Source organism: Mesorhizobium qingshengii, from assembly GCF_027563465.1.
Lineage (GTDB): Bacteria > Pseudomonadota > Alphaproteobacteria > Rhizobiales > Rhizobiaceae > Mesorhizobium > Mesorhizobium qingshengii_A.
In genome coordinates this window covers 449,357-474,662 of record NZ_JAPFQA010000001.1, presented here as the reverse complement: position 1 = coordinate 474,662, position 25,306 = coordinate 449,357, and the positions used below count along the sequence as shown (strand labels likewise).

At 64.1% G+C, this 25,306-nt stretch carries 21 protein-coding genes; 13 read left to right on the top strand and 8 right to left on the bottom strand.

The features are described 5' to 3' along the window. Window positions 1-11: 11 nt before the first annotated feature. The 6 genes from OOJ09_RS02145 to OOJ09_RS02120 form a co-directional block, all read right to left on the bottom strand. On the bottom strand, window positions 12-1,097 hold the full coding sequence (locus OOJ09_RS02145) for an ABC transporter ATP-binding protein (protein WP_269903610.1): 1,086 nt from the start codon (window positions 1,095-1,097) through the stop codon (window positions 12-14). Continuing rightward, window positions 1,087-1,695, bottom strand: coding sequence for a cupin domain-containing protein (locus tag OOJ09_RS02140; protein WP_269903609.1), 609 nt, complete (start codon window positions 1,693-1,695; stop codon window positions 1,087-1,089). The genes OOJ09_RS02145 and OOJ09_RS02140 overlap by 11 nt, the downstream gene beginning before the upstream one ends. Before the next feature lie 306 nt (window positions 1,696-2,001). Continuing rightward, a complete protein-coding gene (locus OOJ09_RS02135; protein ID WP_269903608.1) occupies window positions 2,002-3,060 on the bottom strand; it encodes an ABC transporter substrate-binding protein in 1,059 nt (352 codons plus the stop codon). Next, the gene (locus tag OOJ09_RS02130; RefSeq protein WP_269903607.1) at window positions 3,045-3,914 is read right to left on the bottom strand and encodes an ABC transporter permease; all 870 of its coding nucleotides are present in this window, start codon (window positions 3,912-3,914) and stop codon (window positions 3,045-3,047) included. The genes OOJ09_RS02135 and OOJ09_RS02130 overlap by 16 nt, the downstream gene beginning before the upstream one ends. Continuing rightward, on the bottom strand, window positions 3,911-4,795 hold the full coding sequence (locus tag OOJ09_RS02125; RefSeq protein ID WP_269903606.1) for an ABC transporter permease: 885 nt from the start codon (window positions 4,793-4,795) through the stop codon (window positions 3,911-3,913). Before OOJ09_RS02125 ends, OOJ09_RS02130 begins: the two co-directional genes overlap by 4 nt. Window positions 4,796-4,878: 83 nt before the next feature. Next, window positions 4,879-6,162, bottom strand: coding sequence for an NAD(P)/FAD-dependent oxidoreductase (locus OOJ09_RS02120; RefSeq protein ID WP_269903605.1), 1,284 nt, complete (start codon window positions 6,160-6,162; stop codon window positions 4,879-4,881). 210 nt (window positions 6,163-6,372) lie between these two features. On the opposite strand from OOJ09_RS02120, the gene OOJ09_RS02115 reads away from it, so the two are divergent. The 7 genes from OOJ09_RS02115 to OOJ09_RS02085 all read left to right on the top strand — a co-directional run bounded on the left by OOJ09_RS02115 (window position 6,373) and on the right by OOJ09_RS02085 (window position 14,513). Next, on the top strand, window positions 6,373-7,530 hold the full coding sequence (locus OOJ09_RS02115; protein WP_269903604.1) for a fumarylacetoacetate hydrolase family protein: 1,158 nt from the start codon (window positions 6,373-6,375) through the stop codon (window positions 7,528-7,530). A gap of 129 nt (window positions 7,531-7,659) precedes the next feature. Continuing rightward, window positions 7,660-9,198, top strand: coding sequence for a sugar ABC transporter ATP-binding protein (locus OOJ09_RS02110; protein ID WP_269903603.1), 1,539 nt, complete (start codon window positions 7,660-7,662; stop codon window positions 9,196-9,198). Then, window positions 9,195-10,229 carry an ABC transporter permease gene (locus OOJ09_RS02105; protein WP_269903602.1) on the top strand — a complete coding sequence of 345 codons (1,035 nt, stop codon included), beginning with the start codon at window positions 9,195-9,197 and terminating at the stop codon, window positions 10,227-10,229. The genes OOJ09_RS02110 and OOJ09_RS02105 overlap by 4 nt, the downstream gene beginning before the upstream one ends. Before the next feature lie 239 nt (window positions 10,230-10,468). Beyond that, window positions 10,469-11,404, top strand: a complete 936-nt coding sequence (locus OOJ09_RS02100; RefSeq protein WP_091576490.1) for a substrate-binding domain-containing protein — start codon at window positions 10,469-10,471, stop codon at window positions 11,402-11,404. Between the two features lie 180 nt (window positions 11,405-11,584). Further along, entirely contained in the window at window positions 11,585-12,571 is a 987-nt protein-coding gene (locus OOJ09_RS02095) for an ABC transporter permease (protein WP_269903601.1), read from the top strand. A gap of 3 nt (window positions 12,572-12,574) precedes the next feature. Beyond that, complete coding sequence (locus OOJ09_RS02090) at window positions 12,575-13,366, top strand: ATP-binding cassette domain-containing protein (protein ID WP_269903600.1); 792 nt, start codon at window positions 12,575-12,577, stop codon at window positions 13,364-13,366. Window positions 13,367-13,490: 124 nt separating this feature from the next. Beyond that, window positions 13,491-14,513: a LacI family DNA-binding transcriptional regulator gene (locus tag OOJ09_RS02085; protein ID WP_269903599.1), complete on the top strand. Its 1,023-nt coding sequence runs from the start codon at window positions 13,491-13,493 to the stop codon at window positions 14,511-14,513. A 350-nt stretch (window positions 14,514-14,863) separates the two neighbouring features. Here the strand turns inward: OOJ09_RS02085 and OOJ09_RS02080 are convergent, their stop codons facing one another. Next, entirely contained in the window at window positions 14,864-15,454 is a 591-nt protein-coding gene (locus tag OOJ09_RS02080; RefSeq protein ID WP_269903598.1) for a TetR/AcrR family transcriptional regulator, read from the bottom strand. A 488-nt stretch (window positions 15,455-15,942) separates the two neighbouring features. On the opposite strand from OOJ09_RS02080, the gene OOJ09_RS02075 reads away from it, so the two are divergent. Both OOJ09_RS02075 and OOJ09_RS02070 read left to right on the top strand, forming a co-directional pair. Continuing rightward, complete coding sequence (locus OOJ09_RS02075; RefSeq protein WP_269903597.1) at window positions 15,943-19,122, top strand: efflux RND transporter permease subunit; 3,180 nt, start codon at window positions 15,943-15,945, stop codon at window positions 19,120-19,122. A gap of 15 nt (window positions 19,123-19,137) precedes the next feature. Next, on the top strand, window positions 19,138-20,292 hold the full coding sequence (locus tag OOJ09_RS02070; RefSeq protein WP_269903596.1) for an efflux RND transporter periplasmic adaptor subunit: 1,155 nt from the start codon (window positions 19,138-19,140) through the stop codon (window positions 20,290-20,292). 21 nt (window positions 20,293-20,313) lie between these two features. Here OOJ09_RS02070 and OOJ09_RS02065 read toward each other — a convergent pair whose 3' ends face one another. After that, on the bottom strand, window positions 20,314-21,246 hold the full coding sequence (locus tag OOJ09_RS02065) for a LysR substrate-binding domain-containing protein (RefSeq protein WP_269903595.1): 933 nt from the start codon (window positions 21,244-21,246) through the stop codon (window positions 20,314-20,316). A 103-nt stretch (window positions 21,247-21,349) separates the two neighbouring features. Between OOJ09_RS02065 and OOJ09_RS02060 the strand changes: the two genes are divergently transcribed. The 4 genes from OOJ09_RS02060 to OOJ09_RS02045 all read left to right on the top strand — a co-directional run bounded on the left by OOJ09_RS02060 (window position 21,350) and on the right by OOJ09_RS02045 (window position 25,276). After that, the gene (locus tag OOJ09_RS02060; protein WP_269903594.1) at window positions 21,350-22,138 is read left to right on the top strand and encodes a 2OG-Fe(II) oxygenase; all 789 of its coding nucleotides are present in this window, start codon (window positions 21,350-21,352) and stop codon (window positions 22,136-22,138) included. A 117-nt stretch (window positions 22,139-22,255) separates the two neighbouring features. Then, the gene (locus OOJ09_RS02055; protein WP_269903593.1) at window positions 22,256-22,948 is read left to right on the top strand and encodes a GntR family transcriptional regulator; all 693 of its coding nucleotides are present in this window, start codon (window positions 22,256-22,258) and stop codon (window positions 22,946-22,948) included. Between the two features lie 35 nt (window positions 22,949-22,983). Further along, entirely contained in the window at window positions 22,984-24,090 is a 1,107-nt protein-coding gene (locus tag OOJ09_RS02050) for a mandelate racemase/muconate lactonizing enzyme family protein (protein ID WP_269903592.1), read from the top strand. Between the two features lies 1 nt (window position 24,091). Next, entirely contained in the window at window positions 24,092-25,276 is a 1,185-nt protein-coding gene (locus OOJ09_RS02045; RefSeq protein ID WP_269903591.1) for a mandelate racemase/muconate lactonizing enzyme family protein, read from the top strand. The last annotated feature ends 30 nt before the right edge of the window (window positions 25,277-25,306 follow it).

Genomic DNA, 25,306 nt, shown 5'->3' with positions numbered 1-25,306 from the left:
GCTGGATGAGACTAGCCCGACAGCACAGGGCAGTTGGCGCCAGGGCGCAGACTGATATGCGCCACGTCGCCGACGCTGAATTGAAACCCCTCGGCCTGGCGCGGGGCATCGATGACAACAGGTGCGCCTTTTTCGAGTTCGGCATGCAGGCGCAGCGTGCGGCCGTGAAAGACGATGCTGTTGACGCGCGCCGGCGCCGTGCCGGCCGTGGCTTTGGTCGTCGCCAGGAGATCCTCTGGACGCACGCCGATGATGCGCATTGCGCCCGTGCTCGGTGCCTCGCCATTTTCCGGCATGGCTTCCAGCGGCAGAGCGCCGGCGGCGAACCGCAAGCGATCGCCGTCGCGGCCGACAAAGCGCGACTGCAGCAGGTTCATCGTGCCGATGAAGCTGGCGACGAATGTGGTGGCGGGCCGGTCATAGAGCGTCGCCGGCGGCGCGATCTGCTCGATGCGGCCCTTGTTCATGACGACGATGCGATCGGAGATCGACAGCGCTTCGGTCTGGTCGTGGGTGACCATGACGAAGGTGGTGCCAAGCCTGGACTGCAGCCGCTTCAGTTCGACCTGCATCTGTTCGCGCAGATGCGCATCGAGCGCCGACAACGGCTCGTCGAGCAAGAGCACGCGCGGCTCGCAGACGATGGCGCGGGCGAGTGCGACGCGCTGGCGCTGGCCGCCCGAGAGTTCGGACACCCGGGCGTTGAGCTTGTCGGCGAGACCGACCATGTCGAGGGCTTCGCCAACGCGTTTTGACTGCTCGGCTCCGGAAAGCTTGCGCAAGGACAGACCGAAGCCGACATTCTCGGCGACGTTCATGTGCGGAAACAGCGCGTAGTCCTGGAACACGGTGTTGACCGGCCGATCGAAGGGCCGAAGCGCGGTGATGTCGCGGCCGTCGAGCAACACCTTGCCACTCGACGGGCTTTCGAAGCCGGCAATGACCCGCAGGCTGGTGGTCTTGCCGCAGCCGGACGGGCCGAGCAAGGTGAGAAACTCGCCACCGACGATGTCCAGATCGACGGCGTCGAGCCCGACGATGCCGCCGGGAAAAACCTTCGAGACCGCTTGTAGCCGGACGAGAGGATCAGGCGCCATCGCGAACCTCGGACGGTTTCGTGGTGTTGACCCAGAGGATCTGGCAGCGCTCGGCACCCGGATTGCGGAAGGCATGCAGAAGCGTGCTCTTGAACGCAAAACTATCGCCGCTCTTCAGCACGTAGTTTGTGGAATCCACCACCAGTTCAACCTCCCCCGACAGGACGAAGCCGAATTCATGTCCGGCATGCGCATAGGCCTCGGCGGTGCCGCCACTGGCTTCCACCGTCACCAGCATGCCGGTCAACGTTGCACCCGGCGGCGACAGCAGCGCCTTGGCAATGCCTTCCGATTTGACGGGGATGGCGCGACGGCTGTTGGCGCGCACGCAATAGAGATCGCTGACGGCATCGTTGCCGTCGGCGATCAGTGCCGACGGCTCGATGTCGAGCGCGGCGGCGAGCGGCCAGATCACCTTGACGCGCAGCGAGGACATGCCACGCTCGATCTGGCTGAGCGCGCCGATCGACACGCCTGCCCTTGCGGCAAGGTCAGCCAGCGACAGCCCGCGCTCCAGCCTGAGCGCCCGCACGCGCCGGCCGACGCGCACATCGGCGTCGTCCTTCGGCTTTTCAGCCGCTCCATCCAGCATGTCCATCCATTCGTCCTTGTTTGCAATATCTGAGGCCGGCAGCGCACAAGGCCGGCTTCAGGATTGGATTCGCATCTTATCGGGGGTCGGCGCCGCCCCTCATCGCCCTGCCGGGCACTTCTCCCCGTATAGTGACGGGGAGAAGGGGCTGGCCGTAACCTCGGTGCCCTTCTTGCGACGTTGGCGATTGGCGAACCGGCGGCGAGAGCACCCCTCTCCCCGTCACTATACGGGGAGAGGATGCCGGCAGGCAGGTGAGGGGCGGCGCCAACTTCAGCAATTAGTCGTCTCCACTGGAACTGGAGCCTCAGCTCAGCCGCCAGCCTTCACCTTCTCGAACATCTTGGCGAGTTCGTCATTCTGTTTCATTGGTCCGGTGAAGATGGTGGTCTTCAGCATCACTTCCGGATCGGACGGGAGCTGCAATTTCTCCAGATCCTCCTTCGGCACGGTGGCAAAGGCAGAGCTCAGCGAGCTGCCATAGCCATAGGACTCGATCAGGTATTTGCCCGAGTCGGCGTCCAGACGGCTGTTGATGAAGTCGTAGGCGAGATCGACATTCTTGGCGTCCTTGAGCATGACGAAGCCGCAGGCCCAGGTCAGCATGCCTTCCTTCGGCTTCATGAACTCGACCGGCACGCCCTGCTTCTTCAACGAGGTGGCGGACGCGTTCCAGGTCATGGCGGCGACCAGCTGGCCGCTTGCTAGCGCCTGCTCGACCGAGGTCATGTCGGTGGTGTAGTTGGAGAGCAGCGGGCGCTGCTCGCGCAGCTTTGCCGCAACCTTGTCCATCTCGGCCGGTGTCATGTCGAACGGATTGACGCCGGCCAGCAGCGCCGCGACGATCGGCGTGTCATGCACCGCGTCGATCGTCGCCATGCGACCGGCATACTGCTTGTCCCACAGGAGGTTCCAGCTCGCTTCCGGGTTCTTCACAAGATCGGTGCGGTAGAGGATCGAGGTGTTGCCCCAGTCCCACGGCACCATCCAGACCCTGCCGTCGCCGGCCTGCAGGTCGGGCAGGTTCTTGAAGACCGGGAAGATCGAATCCCAGTTCTTGATGCGCTTGGTGTCGATCGGCTGCAACAGGCCTTCCTTGTTCCAGCGCGCCACCTTGTCATAGCAGGGATGGGCGATGTCAGGGCGGAAGCCGGCCTTGACCTTGGTGAAGGCGTCATCGTCGTCACCGAAGATAGAAGCCTCGACGCCATCGGGGTGCGCGGCGAGGAAGCTCTTGTTGAAGTCGGGCAGCTCGTAGCCCGACCAGGTGAAATATTGCAGCTTGTCACCGGCGAAGGCGACGGTCGACGACAGCGCCAATGCCAGGGCGGCCAGACCAGCCCGGGCCGTCTTTATCAGGTCGAATGCCATTGCAGTTCTCCTCTCTCGGTTTGTTTTGGTTGTGATGGATCCGCGGGTCGAGGCGCCGGCGCGGACAGGCCGCGATGGCGCAGGATTTCGGCGATTGCAGCAATGACGAAGGAGACCGCCAGGATCGACGTGCCCAGCGCCATGACCGTCGGCAGCGATTTGGGGAAACGCAGCTGGCTCCAGATGTAGAGCGGCAGCGTCGGCTCGGTGCCAGCGAGGAAGAAGACGACGATGAATTCGTCGAACGAGATCAGGAAGGCCAGCATGAAGGCCGAAACGATGGCCGGGAGGCTGAGCGGCAGCATCACGCGCCGGAAGGTCGTCCAGTCGGAGGCGCCGAGATCGAGTGCCGCCTCGCGAATGGTTTTCGGGATGGCCGCGAAGCGGCTGCGCATGATCACCACCGTCGTTGGCAGCGCCACCAGAATGTGGCCGAGAACGATGGCGACGCGCGACGGCCCGAGACCAATGAGATTGACGAGGATCAGCAGCGATATGCCGACAATGACGCCCGGGATCAGGATCGGCAGCCGCGCGATGGCACTGATGGTGGCGGCCAGCGGCGAGCGGCCATAGAGGTCCATGTAGGATACGGTGATGCCGCAGAGCGTAGCACCGGTGGCGGCAATGGCACCGATGACGAGACTGTTCAAAAGTGCGCCGGACAGTGCTGAATTGCCGAACAGCGTCGCATACCATTGCAAGGTAAAACCCTGCAGCGGAAAGGCTGCCTGGATCGAGTTGTTGATGGAAAACAGCGGGATCAGCAACACCGGCAGATAAAGGAAGACCAGGTAGGCGACGACGTAGACGCCAAGCCAGCGGCCGCCTCCCTGCATGCGTGCGTCGCTCATGTGCGGCTGCCAAATCTGCGGTCGGTGAAGCGCGCGACCAGCACCACGCAGAGGATGACCAGCATGACGGCGACGGAAAGTGCGGCGCCAAACGGCCAGTCATTGGCCTTGCCGAACTCAGCCTGGATCAACGTACCGATCATCGTACTGGCCGGGCCGCCGACGAGAGCTGGCGTGACATAGTCGCCGACCGTCGGCACGAAGACGACGAGGGCGGCCGCCAGCACGCCCGGCATCGAATTGGGCAGCACGACCCGGCGGAACGATGTGAAGGGTCTCGCGCCGAGATCGGAAGCGGCCTCGATCAGCGATTTCGGGATGGTGTCCAGCGCCACATAGATCGGCAGGATGGCGAACGGCGCATAGGCGTGGGCGAGCGTGACGACGACGGCGGCCGGCGTGTTGAGAAAGGCCAATGTCGGCTCGGACCAGATGCCGCTTTCGATAAGCGCCGAATTCAGCACGCCATTGTAGGCCAGGACGATCTTCCAGGCGAAGACGCGCAGGAGATAGCTGGTCCAGAACGGCAGCGTCACCAGGAACAGCAGCAGGCCACGCCGTCGTCCGGCATGAAAGGCGAGATAGTAGGCGACGGGATAGGCGGTGACGACCGTGGCCAGCGTGACCACAGCGGCAATGACCAGCGAGCGCAGCGTCACCGTCCAGTACAGCGGATCGGAAACCACGGTGACGAAGTTCGCCACCGTGAAACCGGCGCCGAGCAGCGAACCGTCATTGCCGCGAAAGGCGAGGAAAAGCACCAGGCCGAGGGCAAACAGGATCAGCAGGAAGGTGACCAGCGCGCCCGGCAGCAACATGGCGATCCGGAAGCCCGATGAAGACCGGGCCTCTGGCGCTCGTGTTGCAACTAGGGTCGACATCGACCTGCCCATCGAATTTTGAAATTACCTAAGACTTTTTCATATTCATGAAACTGTCAAGCGGAATCCCGTTGATGCCGCAGTCAACGCTCCAGCGCATCGAGCAAGCGATACCAGGCGATCGTTGCGGCAACGCCGACCTGGCGGAAAGCATGGAACGGAATCGGCCGGATCGGCGAAAGCGGAAATGGCAATTGCCTGGCATCACCGCTTTGGAGATAGCCCGCGAGGCGCTCGCCAAGCGCCGTCATCAGGCCGACGCCGCGGCCCTGGCAGCCGACCACGGCGACGAGGCCCCGCTCGGGCTCGTGGATATGCGGAAGATGGTCCGGCGTCATTGCCACCCGGCCGAACCAGCGCCTTTCGATGGCGAGACCAGACAGCGCCGGATAGAGCCGCAGCAGCGCGTGCTCGAGATGCGCCCAGTCACCGGCGCTCGACGGCAAGGCCATGCGGCCGCGCCCGCCGAGAACCAGCCGCCCATCGGCGCTCTTGCGGTAATAGACAAGGATGCGCCTGGAATCCGACACCGCCTGCCCTTCCGGCAGGATCCTGGCTGCCAGGTCAGGCGGCAATGGCGCGGTCGCAATCTGGAAGGAATGCAACGGCACGATCGTCTCGGCGAGGCCGGGGACCAGGCTGTCCGTGTAGGCGTTGGTCGCCAGAACGACGGCCTTGGCTTGCAATTCCGCGCCATTTCCGGTTGAAATGCGCCAGACATCGGCGGCATTGGTGAGCCGAACGACCCTTTGGCGCTCGGCTATCCTCACACCGGCCGCCGCTGCGACCCGGGCGAGTTCCGACGTATAGGCAAGCGGATCGATCACACCGGCGCGGCGATCGAGCCAGCCGCCGAGATAGCCGCGCGCGCCGGTCATCGTGGCGATCTCCGCCGCGCTCAGAAGCTTGACGTCGGCACCCCGCGCCCGCCATTGCCGGTCGCGGTTTGCCGCTGCCTTCAGTGCAACCTCGGTATGAGCCGCCTGGATCCAGCCATTGCGGACGAACGGCACCGACAGTCGTTCGTCGCGGATCAGTTCGAACACCGCATCGGCGGTCGAGGCGGCAAAATTGACAAGCGCCTCGCCGCGCTCCTCGCCAAAATGCTCCTGCAGCCATTCCGGATCATACTTCAGGCCGGGAATGACCTGCCCGCCATTGAGCCCCGACGCGCCCTGGCCGATTTCACCGGCCTCCAGCACCTGCACAGACATGCCAAGGCGAGCAGCATGCAGCGCCGTCGACAGCCCCATGATACCGCCACCGACAACCACGACATCGACACGATCACCGCTTGGAAAAAGCCCCTGAAACTTGGAAGCCGCCTGCGGCTTGCGCCAGATCGGATCAGAAAATGGTGCGGACAAAGGGTCACCTGGATGCGCTGCGTTTGGTGAAAATCCTAGTCAATATTTCACAGTTTTGAAAGAGCGTTTCGGTTTTCGTCTGTGGACTGCCGCCAACAGATCATCGGTGGGTTGGAATCCGATCGGCAGTGACGGGATAGACCTTTCACCGGAATCCGGTGAAAGTGCCGCGCCAGCTCGCATTGTTGACCATCCGGAGGACCGAACGCCATGACGAACCCGACGCACCTGCCCGCTGAAGGCCTTTTTGTCGGCCGCGCCAGGAGCGGCGATGCCTCGCATCCGCTGGTGGTCACCGTCCGCGACGGCACCGTGTTCGACATCACGTCGCGGGCGGCTCCGACCGTGCGTGATGTCTGTGAGATGCCTGATCCCGCCGGTCACGTCCGATCGGCCAAGGGCAAGCCAATCGGGTCGCTCGACGCCATCGCCGCCAACAGTTTCCAGGCCACACGCGATCCGGCAAAACCGTATCTTCTGTCCCCGGTCGACCTGCAGGCGGTCAAGGCGTCGGGCGTCACCTTCGTCGTCAGCCTGCTGGAGCGAGTGATCGAGGAACAGGCGCGCGGTTCGGCGGAAAAGGCCGACGCCATCCGCGCCGACATCGCCGGGCTGATCGGCCACGATCTGTCGAAGCTCAAGCCCGGCTCGCCAGAAGCAATGGAGATCAAGGCCAAGCTCATCGCGCGCGGCGCCTGGTCGCAATATCTGGAAGTCGGCATCGGCCCCGATGCGGAGATCTTCACCAAATGCCAGCCGATGGCCTCGGTCGGCTTCGGCGCCGATGTCGGACTGCACCCGGTGTCGACCTGGAACAATCCGGAGCCGGAGATCGCCATGATCGCCGCCAGCAGCGGCAGGATCGTCGGCGCCACCATCGGCAACGACGTCAATCTGCGCGACGTCGAAGGGCGTTCGGCGCTGCTGCTCGGCAAGGCCAAGGACAACAATGCCTCGGCGGCGCTGGGTCCCTTCATCCGCCTGTTCGACGACACGTTCCCGATCGATGACGTGAAGCGGGCTGTCGTGCGCCTGAAGGTCGAGGGCGAGGACGGCTTCTCGCTGGAGGGCGCGAGTTCGATGGCCGAGATCAGCCGCTCGCCGGAAGAACTGGTTGCCGCCGCCATGGGCCCGCATCATCAGTATCCGGACGGGCTGGCGCTCTATCTCGGCACCATGTTCGTGCCGTCCAAGGATCGCGGCGAGAAGGGCAAGGGCTTCACCCACAAGGTCGGCGACATCGTCACCATCTCGTCGGAGAAATTCGGCGCGCTGGTCAATCGGGTGCGGTTGTCGCCCGACTGCCCGCACTGGACCTACGGCGCCAGCCATCTGATGCGTGAGCTGGCGAAGGCGGAGCTCATCTAGGGCCGTCGTCCGAAGGGACGCCATCAACACAGTTCCGAAGGGGCGCCATCAACACAATTTTGTGCGGAATCCGGGTGACTGCGGACGCAATCCGCTCCAAGATCGCGGCGCGGTCGGGGGGCCGTCGATATGTCCGATTCGCCGATACTCTTCGTGCGCACCGTCGCCAAACGCTTTGGCGGCACGGTTGTGCTTGAAGACATGAACCTTACGGTCGAGCGCGGCTCGATCCACGCGGTGGTTGGCGAAAGCGGCGCCGGCAAGTCGACGCTGATAAAGGTGCTCGCCGGCATCGTCCGGCCAGACAGGGGCACCATCGAGTATGACGGCAAGAAAGTGACAATCGGCAGCCCCGATGCGGCGCGAAAGCAAGGCATTGGCGTGGTCCTCCAGCAGGCCGGCCTGTTCCCGGAGCGCCCGGTGCTCGCCAATCTGTTCGTCAACGGCGAGCCGCTGCACAACGGGCTGATCTCCCGGCGCGAAATGGAGGCACGCAGCCGCGACGTGCTTCGCCAGCTTGGTCTCGCCGTCGATGTCCATCGCCCGCTCAGCGATCTGGCACCCGGCGAACGGCAGCTCATCGCCATCGCCCGCGCGCTGCTGGAAAACCCGAGGCTGCTCATCCTCGACGACCCGAATTCGGCGCTCGACCGGCGTCAGAGCGAGCGGCTGTTCGCGGTGTTGCGGGGGCTGAAAGCCAGGGGCATGAGCATGCTCTACGCATCGAACCGGTTGGAGGAGACGCTTGCCATTGCCGACCAGCTGACGGTCATCCGCAACGGCCGCGACGTGTTGTCCAAGGCGCGGCAGGACCTGACGGCGTCCGAGGAGGCGATGATCGGCCAGTTGCGCCAGTCCCTGTTTCCACTGCCGCCCAGAGCCTTGCCGACACTTGCCGGCACGCTGCGGCCGCAGATCACCGTTGCCGGGCTTGGCGGCGGCAGACTGGATGGAATCTGCTTCACGGCCCGCGCCGGCGAGATCGTCGGCCTTGCCGGACTTGCCGGTTCCGGGGCGTCGAACCTGCTTGCCATGTTGTTCGGGCAGCAAAAGGCGCGCGAAGGCAAGGTGCGTTTTCCGGATGGCGACGGCTTGCCGAGGACCCGCACGGAGGCGGCGCGACGCAACATCTGCCTGATTTCAGGCGAGCGCGGCAACGGGTTGATGCCCGACAAGTCGATCGCCTTCAACCTGTCGAACGTCGTCGTCGGCGCGCGCGACTGGGGCACGCGCTGGTACTCGCCCAGGATGGCACTCGGCCGCGCCGCGCGGCAGATCGAGGCGCTGCGCATCAGGTCGGCCCCGGAGATGCCGGCGGGCTCGCTGTCGGCCGGTGGCCAGCAGAAGGTGATCATCGCCAAATGGCTGGAAATCGGCCCGCAAGTGGTGCTGCTCGATGAGCCGGCCCGCGGCATCGATATCGGCAGCAAGCAGGAAATCTACGCGTTGATCCGCCAGATGGCGGCAAGCGGCTGCATCGTGCTCCTGCATTCGAAGGAGCTTTCCGAATTGACGGGGCTCTGCGACCGCATCCTGGCCTTCCGCCAGGGCCGGCTCGTTGGCGAGATCGCCGATGCCGCCATGGATGCCGGAACGATTCTCAAGCTGATCGCGGCGGACGAGCCCGGCAGCGAGCACAGACAGTCCCGTCGGGAGAGCGCTGCATGACCAAAACCGACACCGCACCGCCGCTGGCCGGGTCGGCGAACCGTCAGCCAGGACGCGGCATCAGACTGCCTGACGAGACCGGTGCCGTTGTCGCGCTCGCCGCCCTGGTCGGGATACTGGGTTGGCTGAGACCCTCTTTCCTGGATCCGGCCAATCTTTGGGCGCTGCTCGGGCAAGCCGCCCTCCCCGGCCTGCTGGCGATCGGCATGGTGTTCGTGCTCGCCATGCGCGAGATCGATCTTTCGGCGGGCGCGGTGTTCCATCTTGCGGCGGTTGCTACCGCCCTTCTGATTGAGGCCGGCTTCGACCCGTGGCTTTCCGCGCTGGCCGGGATCGTACTCGGCGCCAGCCTTGGCCTCGTTAACGGCGTGCTTGCGACAACGCTGCGCCTGCCCGCCCTGGTGGTGACGTCCGGCACCTGGTGGATGATCCAGGGCCTGTCGCTGGTGGTTGGCAAGGGACAGACGATCACGCCGCCGGGCGCGGACGGCAGCCTCTTCACGACGCTGTCAGCCAAGGCCTTCGCGGTGGTACCGGCGGCGGGCATCGTTTTCATCGCGCTGGCACTGGCGATGCATATCGTGCTCCACCGCACCCGCTTCGGTTATCGGGTCCAGGCCGTCGGCAGCAATCCGCGGGCGGCCGCCTATGCCGGCATTCCCACCGCCAGGGTGCGGCTGCTGACGCTGGTGCTGATGGGCGCGATGGCGGGGCTTGCCGGCGTGATCCATGGCGGCGCCGACGGCGCCATTGCCCCAGGTGACGGCAGCGCCTTCGGGTTGCTGGCGATCACGGCGGCCCTCATCGGCGGCACATCGCTTTCGGGCGGCCATGGCAGCGTCATTGGTGCGGCGATCGGCATCCTGATCGTCCAGGTGATCCTGAGCGCAATGACCTTGTTTGGCGTGGACTCCGCGTGGAGTACCTTCGCCACCGGCGCCCTGACCGTGCTCGCCCTGGCGCTCGACCGGCTGGTCAGGCTTTGGCGCAACCGACGCGTCGATGGCGGTCAGGATCATCCGTTCGACTGAGCCTCGACGCCAATCATCCGAGCGTCGAAAAAAACCAACCTCAACTGATGCAATCTGATGGGATCGTTGATGGCGCCTCGTCGGACGCCAACTACGACTTGCAGATGGAGGCTTGCCATCCGTCGAAAAAGGGAATGCTCTGACGCATTCAACTGGCGCCGGCGAGAGAGACGCGATCCGGTTCTTGCCGGTACAGGAAGTGGATCCGGACTGATCATCTTCAAACGGGAGGAAATCAAATGCTGACACGGCTAAGACTCGTTTTGTATGGCCTGTTGGTGGCGCTGATGGTGGTACCAGCAGCGGCACAGGCCAAGACGTTCTACTGGATTTCGCATGGCGGTCCGGCCGACCCGGTCTGGACCTACTTCCTCGCCGGCGCCAAGCAATGGGCGAAAGACACCGGCAACACCGTCAACACCTCGTTCCACAATGGTGACGTCGCCTCGCAGCAGGAAGCGGTTCGCGCCGCCCTCTCCGCCAAGGCCGACGGCATCGTCACCACCAGCCCCGATCCGGGCAGCCTCGTCGAGATCGTCAAGGAAGCCCGCGCGGCCAACATCCCGATCATCAATTTCAACACGCCCGATCCCAAGGCCAATTTCAACGCCTATGTCGGCGGTGACAACGTCACCTTCGGCAAGCACTGGGCGCAGTATCTGGTCGACAAGGGGCTGGTGAAGAAGGGCGACTTCGTCTGGATGCCGGTCGAAATCCCCGGCGCCACCTATGGCGTCCAGGAAGAGGAAGGCATCAAGAGCGTCTTCGGGCCGCTGGGCATCACCTATGAGATCACCGAAGCGACGCTCGACCAGGCCGAAGTGATCAACCGCATGGTCGACTACCTCACCGCCAACAAGGCCAAGGTCAAGGCGATCATCGGCCTCGGCGACCTCGTCACCGGCTCGATCAAGCGGGTCTTCGACCAGGTCGGCATCAAGCCGGGCGAAATCCCGGTCGTCGGCTGGGGCAACTCGCTCGACACCACCCAGGAAGTGCTGAACGGCTATGTCAATGCCGGCCAGTGGCAGGACCCGCAGGCGACCAGCTACGTTGCGCTTTCACTGGCCAACATGGCGGCAAGCGGCATTCCTCCGGGCTTCAACGTCATCACCGGCGCGCTCTACGAGAAGGACACCGCCGGCGTCTACGACAAGATCCTGTCCGGCAAGTAACCCGCGATCCTGGCGCCGCGCCCTTCCTGGCACGCGGCGCCAGACATCTTCCTGCTTTGTTTTACGCAATTCCGGACGGAAAACCGCTACAGACTTTTCCTGGAATTGCTCCAGCGCCGCGACATGTCCCGCCAATGCGGTGGAGGTCCCGGCTCGCTCCAACCATGTCGCGGATACCTCGTGGAAAATCACTCGCTTCTCCAACGCCTGATCGCGAGGCCGGAATTCGGGCCTTTCGTGCTGCTCGTCGTCGAGGTCGCCGTCTTCTGGGGCTTCAACCACGACTTCCTGTCGCCGCAGAACATCTCCAACATACTGGCCTTCACGGTCGAGCTGGGGCTGATCGCGCTGGCGATGACACTGCTGATGACATCGGGCGAATTCGATCTTTCGGTCGGTTCGCTGTTCGGCTTCTCGCCGGTGCTGATGTGGACGCTGTTCAACAGCGGCATCACCTCGCTGGAAGTCGGCTTCCTCGTCGCGCTGCTGGTCGCCGCCCTGATCGGGCTGGTCAATGGCTGGTTCGTGACGCAGCTCAAGATCCCGTCCTTCCTGGTGACCCTCGGCATGCTGCTGGTGGTGCGCGGCACCGCCCTCTTCGTCACCGATGGTTTTCCGCAACGCACCTGGAGCGCCGAGGGCAGCTGGCTTGCCAACATATTGGTCGGCGACTTCTTCATCGGACCGTTCCGCATCTACATGTCCCTATTCTGGTTCATCGCCGCGGCCATCGCGCTCGGCTATGTCCTGACGCAAAGCCGCACCGGCAACTGGATCCAGGCAGCCGGCGGCAACCCCAACGCAGCAAGGGCGCGCGGCGTCAATGTCAGCGGCGTGAAGATCGGCCTGTTCGTGCTCTCGTCGCTGATGGCCTCGTTCGCCGGCATCATCTCCTCACTGCGCACTTCCGCTGCCAACCCCAACAGCGGCACCGGCTATGAGCTCGAGGTTATCGCCATGGTGGTGATCGGCGGCACGGCGCTGACCGGCGGGCGCGGCACGATCATCGGCACCGTGCTCGGCATCCTGATCCTGCGCGTGATGCGCAACGGCATCGTGCTGATCGGCGTGCCAGGCCTTGCCTACAACATCTTCATCGGAGCGATCATCCTTGGCATGATGGCGCTCCATTCATGGCTGGAACGCCGGCATCAGGCAGGGACTTGAACCATGGCCGAGCCACTGATCCGCATGCAGAACATCCGTAAGTCCTATGGCCGCGTGCAGGCCCTGGAGGATGCCAGCTTCCACGTCAATGAAAGGGAGATCGTCGGCCTGCTCGGCGACAACGGCGCCGGCAAGTCGACGCTGATCAAGGTGCTTTCGGGGGCGGTGCCGCTGACCAGCGGCGATATCTTCATCCGCGGCAAGAAGGTGAACCTGCGCAGCACCAGCGATGCCATCGCCCACGGCATCGAGACGATCTACCAGGACTCGGCGCTGGTCACGCAACTGTCGATCGCCCGCAATCTCTTCCTCGGACGTGAACCGATCAAGCCGCCGCGTTTCCTGAACCGGATGGACCAGGAGGCCATGAACAATGTCGCCCGCGACCTGCTCAAGCAGGTCGGCATCTCGAAGAACATCCCGCCGACGACGCCGATCGGCTCGCTGTCCGGCGGCGAGCGGCAGGCGGTGGCCATCGCGCGCGCCATGCATTTCGACAGTGACCTCATCATCCTCGACGAGCCGACCAACAATCTCGGCGTCGCCGAGACGCAAGGTGTCCTGAGCTTCGTGCGCAATGCCCGCGATTCAGGACATTCCTGCATCTTCATCGCCCACAACATCCACCATGTGTTCCAGGTGGTCGACCGCATCGTCGTCATGCGCAGGGGCAAGGTGGTGGCCGACGACATCGACCCGAAGAAGACCAGCGTGGCGGAAGTCGAACGGATCATCACGGGCATGTCGGACAAGGAAATCCGCGATGCCATCGCCGACGGCAAGCCATCTCACTGAGTACGGCCGGAAGCCGCCTTGTCAAAGCAGCCGAAATGCGTCCGGTGATGGGCGGCCATCAGCCGTCACCTCAAATCGCATCGCTTGTCTGGCGCGGTATCGCATCGGCGCATAGGGTTGCGGCATGAAAGCCACCGTCTCGGATATCGCCCGCAGCTGTGGGCTCTCGACCGCAACGGTCGACAGGGTGCTCAACAACCGGGCGGGCGCCAGCGCGGCCAACCGGCAGCGCGTGATGGAGGCAGCCAAGCAGCTCGGTTATCTGCCGGTGGCCGATCAGGTGACGCTTCCCTCGCGGCCCGCCCATCTCGAATTCCTGCTGCCGATCGGTACCAACGCTTTCATGAGCGATCTCGCCGGACATATCGAGGACTACGCCGCGCGGCTTCCGCTGGTCGCCTCGTGCCGGATCCACAACCTTGCCGGCATCTCGCCGAGCGCATTGCAGACCGCCGTTGAAAACCTCTCGCTCCGGGCCAACGGCGTCGGTGTCATCGCCGTCGATCATCCGCGAACCCGCAACATCCTGCGCGACATCGTCGATGCCGGCATCCGCCTGGTCACCCTGGTGTCCGATATTCCGGCGGCACCGCGATCGGCCTATGTCGGCATCGACAACCGGGTGGCCGGACGAACGGCGGCGCTTTTGATGGGCCGGTTCCTTGGCGACCGTACCGGTCATCTGGCGATGGTCGTCGGCTCGCGCTCCTATCGCGGCCACGAAGAACGCGAAATGGGTTTCCGCTCGGTGCTCAACGAGGAGTTTCCCAACCTGATCGTCAGCAGCGCCGTGGAGATCAACGACGAGCCGGAAGTGAGCTATACCGAGACCATGAAGGCGCTGCACAACGAGCCGGAACTGCTCGGCATCTATTGCGTCGGAGCCGGACGCTCGGGCGTGGCGAGAGCGCTGCGGGAAGCCAAGCCGAACCGCAAGCCGGTGTTCATCTGCCACGACCTGACAAGGGAAACGCGGGGCTATCTCGTCGACGACCTGCTCGATGTCGTCATCGACCAGAATGCCAGGCTGATCGCCGAACAATCCGTCATTCGCCTGCTTGGCTCCATCGCATCCTCCGCGCCCTATCTGACAAGGAAGTTCATCGAGCCGCGACTGATCTTCAGGGAGAACGTTCCGGCGCAGTGATGGCGCGCCGCGAAGGCAGCCTGTGCTCTTCTGGCTACACCCCACAACTTTCGCGGGCGATACGGCAAATCTGCACAGCTGCTATGCACGATCCGCGATTGCCGAATCGTTGGGCACGTCATAGCTTCTGGTTGTCGGCCATCTACTCCTCCCAGATGCGATGCCGACGCTGAATGGGGCGCACCTCCTCCCGCGCCAAATTCGAAATCGAGCCCGCTGCCACCTCCTCCCGGCAGCGGGCTTTTTTCGTTCAACCGGCAGGAATAACGGCGTAACCGACGCCGAGGCGCGCCACGCATCGCGCCTGATCGCACGATAGAATGGCGTGTCGTTGATAGCGGCGGCTCACGTCAACCGGCGGCAGTGCCCCGGAAGGAAACGATCAGCCCCTCGGCCATGCGCACGAACTGCGTGCTCGGCCCTTCGGTGCCCACGGTCTGCACACTGACGCGCGCGCCTTCGAACAGCAGCGACAGCGTATCGGCGAGCAGTTCGGCCTGACCAATGCCGGCATCCCGGCATAGCGTCACAAGGCGCTCGCGCTGGGCCTCCTTGAGCTCCTTGATCACCAGCCTGGCCGGATGGTCCGGCTCGGTCAGCTCAGCGGCGGCATTGGCCATGTCGCAGCCGCGGCCGTCAGCCTTGAGCACGGCAGCTGCCTTGCGAACCCAGGCATGCAGTTGGGCAAGCTTGTCACCAGGAAATTCGGCCTCGAACACGTCCCACATAGCGCCGGCCTTGGCCGCGTTGGCGCGCAGGCACTCGACGATCAGTTCGTCCTTGGATTCGAAGTGACGATAGAGCGTCATCTTGTTCGTGCCGGCAGCTTCGGTGATAGCGTCGACGCCGACGCCCTTGATGCCGTGCTTGTGGAACATGTCGCGCGCCGTCTCCAGGATCCGGTCCCGGGGACGAGAGCGCTCCACGACGCCGTCTGCCATCATGATCTCCTTTCGTTTCCAAAAAACCCTCGGCCACCTCTTGACTAGGGTGTTACCGGTCTGTAACTTCCAGAATGTTACTTACTGGTAACACCTATGTCGTCCGTCGTCAATAACAAGACCGTGAACTGGTCCTGCCAGATGAGAGGGACGAGAAACTGCCAATCATGCGGCCTCGGCCGGTGAAGAGATGAAAACGGTTCGCGAGCATGGGCTGCGAATCGACAGACAAGGAGCCGGCCAATGCCACAGCGCCGCGATCTTACCATAGATGAGGCCGTCCGGGATCCGATGATCCGGCTGGTCATGAAAGCAGATGGGGTCGACCCCCGCGCCTTCGAGAAAATGCTTCGCTCACTTGCCGATGAGCAGGGCAGCTGGGTGCCGTTGCTGCGTTCACGGGAAGCCCCCCGTGACAGGCACGGCCAGTTGTCCAGGGTTGCCAGCGCCTTCGGGCGGGCAAGAGCAGCCGGCGAGGCGTGTGTGTCGTGGTAAACTTCTTCATCAACCGTCCGATCTTCGCCTCGGCGATCGCCATCATCATGGTGCTCGCCGGGACGATCTGTTATTTCCTGCTGCCTGTCTCGCAGTTTCCGGACATCACGCCGCCCCAGGTCGTGGTCAGCGCCCACTATCCGGGCGCCAGCGCGCAAGTGGTGGCTGACACGGTGACGACGCCGTTGGAGCAGCAGATCAACGGCGTGCAGGGCATGACCTACATGTCGTCGTCGAGCTCCAATGACGGCTCCTCGACAATCACCATCACCTTCGATGTCGGCTATTCCCTGAGCACCGCCGCGGTCGACGTCCAGAACCGCGTCTCGCAGGCGGCCTCGTCGCTGCCGGCGATCGTCAACCAGGGCGGTGTGACGATCAAGAAGCAGAACCCGAACTTCGTCCTGATCGTCAACCTGACTTCGCCAGACAATTCCATCGATCCGGTGGCGCTGAGCAACCTTGCCTATCTGCAGGTCGTCGATCCGCTGAAGCGGCTGCCCGGCGTCGGCGACGTGCAGATCTTCGGCGAACGGCGCTATTCGATGCGCGTCTGGCTCGACCCCGACAAGCTCGCCAATCTCGGCATTACCGCGGTCGACGTCCAGAACGCCATCGCAGAGCAGAACGTCCAGGTCGCGGCCGGCAAGATCGGCCAGTCGCCAGCTCCGGCCGGCACCGCCTTCGAGATGCAGGTCAATGCCGTCGGCCGGTTGAGCGATCCCAAGGAATTCGGCGAGATCGTCGTGCGCGCCAACACCGCCAATGGCTCCCTGGTATTGCTGCGCGACGTCGCCCGCATCGAGCTCGGCGCGTTGCAATATTCGTCGTCGGCCTTCTTCGGCAAGGACCCGACCGTCGTGCTTGCCGTCTACCAGATGCCCGGCTCCAACGCGCTCGATCTGCAGCAGCGCGTCAAGGACAAGATGCAGGAGCTGTCCGGCCGTTTCCCGAAGGGCGTGTCCTACGCAATGCACTACGACACCACGCGCTTCGTCTCGGCGTCGATGCATGACGTGCTGATCACGCTGGGCGAAGCGCTGGTCCTCGTCGTCGCCGTGGTGTTCATCTTCCTGCAAAGCTGGCGCACGACGATCATCCCGACCATCGCCATTCCGGTGTCGCTGGTGGCGACGCTCGTCGTCATGGAGATGCTTGGCTTCTCGCTCAACATGCTGAGCCTGCTTGGCATGGTGCTGGCGATCGGCCTCGTCGTCGACGATGCCATCGTGGTGGTCGAGAATGTCGAACGACAGCTGGAGGCCGGGCTCAAGCCGCTCGCGGCGACAAAGGCGGCGATGGCCGAAGTCACCGGTCCGATCATCGCCACCACCGCCGTGCTGATGGCGGTGTTCGTGCCGGTCGCCTTCATTCCTGGCGTCTCCGGCCGGCTCTACAACCAGTTCGCGCTGACGGTGGCGATCTCCGTCGGCATCTCCGCCTTCAACTCGCTGACGCTGAGCCCGGCGCTCAGTGCCGCCTTCCTGCGGCATCGCCAGCCAACGCAATTCGTCCTGTTCCGCTGGTTCAACACAGGCTTCGACAGGCTGTCGCATGCCTACGCCCATGGCGTGCGCATTCTCATCCGCTTGCGCTGGATCATGCTTGGCCTGTTCGCGGCCGGCCTGGTCGCCACCTACTTCGTCTGGCAGCGCCTGCCCTCGACCTTCCTTCCGGTCGAGGACCAGGGCTACTTCTTCGTCGTCATCCAGTTGCCCGACGGCGCGTCGCTGGAGCGCACCGACGCGGTGGCACAGAAGGCGCGCGACATCCTGCAGTCGACGCCCGGCGTCGACATCGTCGGCTCGATCAGCGGCCTGAACTTCCTGACCAGCGCGGCGCAGTCGAACTCGGCGGTCGAATTCGCCATCCTGAAGCCCTGGGAGGAACGCGGTCCCGACCAGAGTGCGTCGAAGCTCGTCGCCGACGTGCGCGGCAAGCTGATGCAGATTCCGGAAGCCTTCGCGCTGAGCTTCGATCCACCCTCGATCCCGGGTATCGGCACGACAGGCGGCTTCGAATTCGTCGTCGAGGATCTCACCGGTCGCGGCAGTTCGGCACTCAACGACGCGACGCAAGCCGTGATCGCCGAGGCGCGCAAGCAGCCGGAAATCAATCCGCAGCAGCTGTTTTCGCCGTTCTCGACCTCGACGCCGCAGTTCAACTACGATCTCGATCGCAGCAAGGCCAAGCTGCTGGGCCTGAACCTGCCCGACGTGTTCAACACACTGCAGATCTATCTCGGCTCGCTCTACGTGAACGACTTCAACCTGTTCGGCCGCACCTTCCGGGTGACCATCCAGGCCGACAAGGATTCACGTGCGGGCGCCGCCGACATTTCGCGGCTCTATGTGCGCAATGCCTCCGGCGGCATGGTGCCGCTCAGCACACTGGGCAAGCTGGTGCCGTTCGTGGGCCCGGAAACCGTACCGCACTACAACAACAATGCGTCTGCCACGATCAATGGCGGTGCTGCGCCCGGCTTTTCCTCGGGCCAGGCGGTCGCCGCGATGGAACGGGCCGCCACCACCGCGCTGCCCAGGGATTTCGGTTTCGAATGGACCGGCATCACCTTCCAGGAGCTCAAGGCAGGATCGATCGCGTCGGTCGTCTTCGGCCTCGCCATCGTCTTTGTCTTCCTGATCCTGGCGGCGCAGTACGAGAGCTGGGCGATGCCGTTCATGGTGCTGCTGGCGGTGCCGCTGGCCCTGTTCGGTGCGTTCGCGGCGCTGTGGGCACGCAGCATGCAGATCGACGTCTATTCGCAGATCGGCTTCGTCATGCTGATCGGCCTGGCGGCCAAGAACGCCATCCTGATCGTCGAGTTCGCACGGCGACGGCGCGAGGAAGGCCTCAGTATCGTCGACGCGGCGATGGAAGCCGCGCGGCTCAGGCTGCGGCCGATCCTGATGACGGCCTTCGCCTTCATCCTCGGCGTTCTGCCGCTGATGTTCGCCACGGGCGCCGGTGCCGCAAGCCGTCAGTCGATCGGCACCACGGTGTTTGGCGGCATGGTCGCCGCGACCATCCTGTCGCTGGTGTTCGTGCCGGTCTTCTACGCGGTCATCGAACAGCTGCGCGAACGGCGTGGCGGTGAAGAGCCCGCCTCCCACCAGCACCCTGAACCAACTACTGAGCCCGCCTTCCCGCCCCTGGCGGAAGCGGCCGAATAAGATTGGAGACTGATCATGCGTAAATGGAAAATCGCGTTGGGAACAGCTGTCGCGCTGGGGGCGATCTCGATGGCCAGCGTCCACCTGCTCGACATGGGCAACCTCAGCCTCAACGCCGGCACGGCCGGAGCGGCGACGCCGGCTCCGGCGGCGTTTGTCATGCCGGTGCCGGTGGTCAGCGTCGTCAAGAAGACGATCCCGATCTACCTCGACTATGCCGCCCGGACTGAGCCCATCCGCAGCATCACGCTGCAGGCCAGAATTCCAGGCTATCTGCAGGAGCAGACCGCTGCTGACGGCGTCGACGTCCGGCAAGGCGATCTTCTCTACAAGATCTCGCCTGATGACTTCCAGGCGGCTCTCGACCAGGCCAGGGCGCAGGTGCAACGCGACACGGCGACGCTCGACTATGCCCGGTCCAATCTCGGCCGCGGCACCGAGCTTGCCAAGAGCGGCTACCTCGCCAAGGACGGCTTCGACCAGCGCACCAGCACCTTGCGCGAAGCACAGGCGTCGCTGGCTCTCAACCAGGCAGCCGTCCGCACGGCCGAGCTCAATCTGAGCTATGCCGAAATCCGCGCGCCGTTTGGCGGTCGCCTGGGCCGCAACCAGGCCTCGGTCGGAACACTGGTCAGCGTTGCCGGCACCGTGCTCAACACGCTGGTGCAGCTTGATCCGATCTACGTCACCTTCAATCCGAGCGAGACCGACCTGATCGAGATCGAGCAGGCCCGCGCGGCCGGCCCGATCGAGGTCGAGGTCCTGCTTCCCGGCGAGACCGAAGCCAGCCAGAAGGGCGAACTCACCTTCATCGACAATTCGGTCGACCGTTCGACGGGCACCATCACGGCGCGGGCGACGATCGGCAACGGCAAGTTCACGCTGCTGCCGGGCCAGTATGTTCGTGTCCGGCTGCATGTGAAGCAGCAGGCCGACGCGCTGATGGTGCCGCAGACAGCACTCGGCTCGAGCCAGCTCGGCAAATATCTCTACGTCGTCGGCAAGGGCAACACGGTCGACCAGCGGCTGGTCTCGCTTGGCCCGACCAGCGGCGATCAGGTGGCGATCCTGAATGGCGTCGCCGAAGGCGACCAAGTGATAACGGGCAATCTGCAGAAGATCGGACCCGGAATGCCGATCTCTCCGCTGCCGGAAAAGCCGGCCACCTGAACACCCCCGTCAGGTCCGGCTTTAGCGCGGCGCCCCGACCTTCCCACTGGTCGCGGGCGCCGCTTTCACGAGCAGCTCCACCAGACCGGCCACGTCGGCACGCTCGGCCTTGGCCGGTGGCATGAACGCGCAATAGGGGTGCCCGAGGCGCACCGACACGGGCGACAGCGCGATCAACCGGCCGGCCTCCAGATCGGCCTGCGCCATGACCCGCTGCCCAAGGGCAATGCCCAGACCCAGCCTCGCCGAGGCGATCGCCAGGCTGGACAGGCCGACCCGGCGCCCATGCGAGGGATCGGGCGCGCGACTGCCGCCGGACGCCGTAAACCACTCAGCCCAGGTCGGATGGGAGGCATAGTTCGGCCCCCAATTGGTGTGGATGAACAGGCTCTCATGCAGGTCCGCCAGGCTTGGATCGCCATTGCCGTGCCTGCGCCAGAACTCCGGCGCGCAGACTGGCAGCACGTCGTCATGGACGAGACGGACGAGTTTCAATCCGGGATAGTGATAGTCGCCATAGCTGATGCGCAGGTCGATGTTCTGGCGCATGAGGTCGACCGGATCGTCCTCGACCCGAACGTCGATCGCCATCTGCGGAAAGGCATCGAGAAGCACGGCCAGCCTCGGCGCCAGCCACAGTTCGGCCAGCGAAAACGGCACGCTGACGACCAGGCGCGTCCGCAAGCCCCCTTCCAGCATGCGCCGGCCGATCGCCGCTATGTCGCCCAGCGCCCGCGCGGTCTGCGGGTAGATGGCGTGGCCGGCGTCGGTCAGCGCGATGCGGTTGCCGCTGCGTACGAAAAGCTGCTTGCCGAACCAGGTTTCGAGATTGCGTATCTGCTGGCTGACCGCCGCCGACGAGACGCCGAGCTCGGTCGCGGCCAGGGTGAAGCTGCCGGCGCGGGCGGCGACTTCAAAGGCCTTGATGGCATTCAGCGGCGGCAGCCGTTCCACATCGGGCTCCAGAAGTTTTTCTTGCCCAATCCTAATAATTTTCGACGTTGAGAGAAAGATTTTTTTGCCGTCTCATGTGCTCGGAACCTCGGAGCCCATGATCATGAAAGACATTCTCGATCTCGACCGCTATCCGCTCGACCGCGAAGGCAGCGCCGAATGGCAGCGCCTCGTCGAACAATCCATCGCAGCGCTCGAAGCAGGCGGCATGTTCAACCTCGAAGGGTTTCTGCGCCCCGGTGTCGCTGAAATGGCGGTGCGGGAAATCAAGCCTGTGATGGATGCGCGCTCGCATGTGCACAAGCGGACGCACAACATCTACTTCAAGCCTGATATCCCCGAGCTTGCCCCAGATCACCCCGCTTTGCGCAAGGTCGAGACCATCAGCCACACCGTCTGCGCCGACCAGATCCCCGGCAGCACCGTGCTTGCCATCTACGAGTACGAGCCGCTTGTGCGTTTCCTCGCGGCAACAATGGGCAAGGCCAGGCTGCATGTCATGCAGGATCCGCTGGCCCGCACCAATGTCATGGCCTACCGCGCCGGCGAGGCGCTGAACTGGCATTTCGACCGCTCGGAATTCACCACCACCCTCCTCTTGCAGCAGGCGGAACGCGGCGGCGATCTCGAATACCGCACCGACCTCCGTTCGGACGACAATCCCAACTATGACGGCGTCGCCAGATTGCTTGAGGGGCGCGACCCGCAGGCAAGGATCCTGCGCATGAAGCCGGGCACGCTGAACGTCTTTCGCGGCAAGAACACCGCGCACCGCGTCACCACCGTCGAAGGCAATCGCGAGCGCATGATCGCGGTTTTCTCCTACTACGAGAAACCCGGCGTCATGTTCAGCGACGAGGAGCGTATCGGCTTCTACGGCCGCGCGGCCTGAGGACCGATTGTCGAGGCGCATCGTGGCTTCGAGGCAATCGAAGAATCCGAAAATAGTCTCTTGTTAGATTGTCGACAATCTGCTTGTCTTACTTTCGGTTTCCTTGGGAGTGGCCGAATGGGGAAAGCGGATTTCAGTCCGATCGCGGACACCACGCGCCGCGCCGAAATCGTCGCGCTGCTGCGGCGCGCGATCCTGACCGGCCAGCTGGAACCAGGCCAGAAGCTCAACGAGCTCCGTATCTCCGAACAGATGCGGGTCAGCCGCGCGCCGCTCCGCGAAGCGATGCGCGAGCTGGTCCAGGAAGGCATCCTGACCAGCATTCCCTATGCCGGCACCTTCGTCATCGATGTCACCGCCAAGGACATCGACGATGCCTATTCGCTCAACAAGGTGCTCGACGAGTTCGCCATCGAGCGGACATGGCCACTGCGCGACCAGCGGTTTTTCGATGAGCTCGACCGGCGCCACGAGGCGGTGAAGCAGGCGACCCGCAACCGCGATACCACCCGCCAGATCGAAACGGCGCTGCAGCTGCATGGCCTGATCTACGAATGGGCCGACAATTCGGTGCTGCTGGAAACCTGGCAGCGATTGACCAGCCGGTTGCAGATGTATTTCGCGCTGCACCAGCAGGCACGCAAGGAAGCGGTGCCTGCCGAAGACGTTCACGATATCTATGTGTCGCTGCTCAAGGGCACCGACATGCGCGCTGCCCAGCGCCATGCCCGCGAACACATCGACCTCGATTTCGAAGAGCTTCTCTCTTACGCGCGCGGCCTCGAACAGCGCCCGCCGAAACGCGCCTGACCAATTCCCAGACATCTTAGCCAACGGACAGACACGTGCAGATCGAAACCATAAAAGCCTACCATGTCGTGCAGCCCTTCGTGGACGGGCCTTATCGCATGTCGAAGGGGCGCGTTGCCGACGCCTTCGACGCGGTGATCGTGTCCATTACCTCGGATAGCGGTTTGACAGGCTGGGGCGAGATGGCGCCGCTCGGCAATTTCTACTCGCCCGCCTTCGCGGCTGGCGTTCGCGCAGGCGTGGTGGAGATCGCGCCGCATCTCATCGGCCACGATCCGCGCGGGCTGGCCAGCATCGGCCGGTTGATGGACACGGTGTTCAAGGGGCACCCCTACATCAAGTCGGCGCTCGACATGGCCTGCTGGGATCTCGCGGCACGCGCCGCCGATGTGCCGCTGGTCACGCTGCTGGGGGGACAGGAGAGCAAAACGGCGGAGCTCTACAAGGTCGTCACCCATGGCAGCGTTGACGCGATGGCGGCGCTGGCCAAGCGCATTGTCAAGGACGGCTTCCACCGGCTCCAGGTCAAGGTCGGCGGCAATGTCCATGACGACATCGAACGCGTCACCGCGGTCGCCGCTTCGGTGCCGAAAGGCACGGTGATCTTCTGCGATGCCAATGCCGGCTGGACGCCTTACCAGGCGCGCCAGTTCGCTGATGCGACGCGCGCCATCGACTACACGTTCGAACAGCCCTGCACGACGATCGACGAATGCATGTCGGTGCGCCGCTCGCTCGACAAGCCGATGGTGCTCGACGAGTCCGTCGCCTCGCTCGACGACATGCTCGACATCCACCGCAAGGGTGTGGCCGACGGGCTGACGCTGAAGATCTCGCGGCTGGGCGGCGTCAGCAAGACCCGCCAGATTCGCGACCTCGCCGTCGACCTCGGCTTCATGATCACCGTCGAGGACACTGGCGGTGCCGAGATCGATACCGCGGCCATGGCGCATCTGTCGCTGTCGACGCCGGAGGAGCGCCGGCTGCACGCGATCGCCTTCCACGAATGGGTGACGGTGCGCACCGCGTCGAACATGCCACCGGTCACCGGCAGCCGCATGGGCATTCCGGACGGACCGGGCCTTGGCATCGACGTCGTTCCCGACCTGCTCGGCGCGCCATTCTTCGAGGTCGGCCGCTGACATGAAGATCCGGCGCATCACGGCAACGCCGATCAACCTGCGCCTCGAGGCGCCCTATGCCTGGGTGTTCGGCGAACTCGACGGGTTTTCGCCGACCATCGTCGAGGTCGAGACAGACGATGGCCTGATCGGCCTCGGTGAGGCCCCGACACCGGCGGCGGCCGCCATCATCAATGATATTCTTGCCCAACGGCTCGTCGGCCGTGACGCCTTCGACATCGCTGGCGCCGAGCACGTCTGCCTGCCCTACTGGACCGGTGTGCAGTCGATCAACGACCGCACCCGCATCATGGCCTTCGGCGCCGTCGAGATGGCGTTGTGGGATCTGCGGGGCAAGGCGTGGAACCAGCCGCTCTACCAGTTGCTCGGCGGCGCCGTGCGCAAGGACATCCCGTTCACCGACTATTTTTCGCTGCGCGGCGACGGGCCAAAGGTGAAGGGCGAGACGACGCCGGAAGAAGTCGCCGACTATTGCGTCGAGCTGCACGAGACGCATGGAACGACCTTCTTCGAAGGCAAGTTCTCGACGCAGGACCCGAAAATCTCGCTTAGGATGGTCGAGTTGATCCGCGAAAAGCTCGGCGACGATGCGATGATCCGCATCGATTCCAACCAGGCCTATTCGCTGGCGACGGCGCGGCGGCTGGCCCGGCCGCTGGAGGAGCTCGGCGTGCGCAACTGGGAGGACCCGGTGGCGACGATCGAAGAGATGCGCGAGTTGCGGCGCCATTGCTCGATCCCGTTCTCGACCCACAACATCGACATCGCGCGCGCCATGGAGATGAAAGTGCCAGACGCTTTCGTCGGCAACCCGACGACTCATGGCGGCATCGGCCGCCTGCTGCGTTTCGTCGGCGCCTGCGAGCACGCCGGCATCGATTTCTGGTGCTACAGCGGCGACAGCGGCGTCGGCAGTGCCGCCTATTTGCATCTGTGCGCGGCGCTCGGCTGGATCAGGGAGCCGAACCAGTCGCTGTTTCGAATGCTGCCGATGGACGTCACCGAGGAAGGGCCGTTTTCGCCAAAGAACAACGTCGTGCGCGTGCCGGAGGGCCCTGGTCTCGGCATCACATTGTCGCGAGAACACCTCGCCGCCTGCCATCGCGACTTTGCCGAAAACGGACCATGCAACAAATATCATGACCCGGCAAAGCCTGGAACCTATCGCCGTTTACCGTTGAACTAGATGACGAAAGACGGCCAAGACAACAAGAAG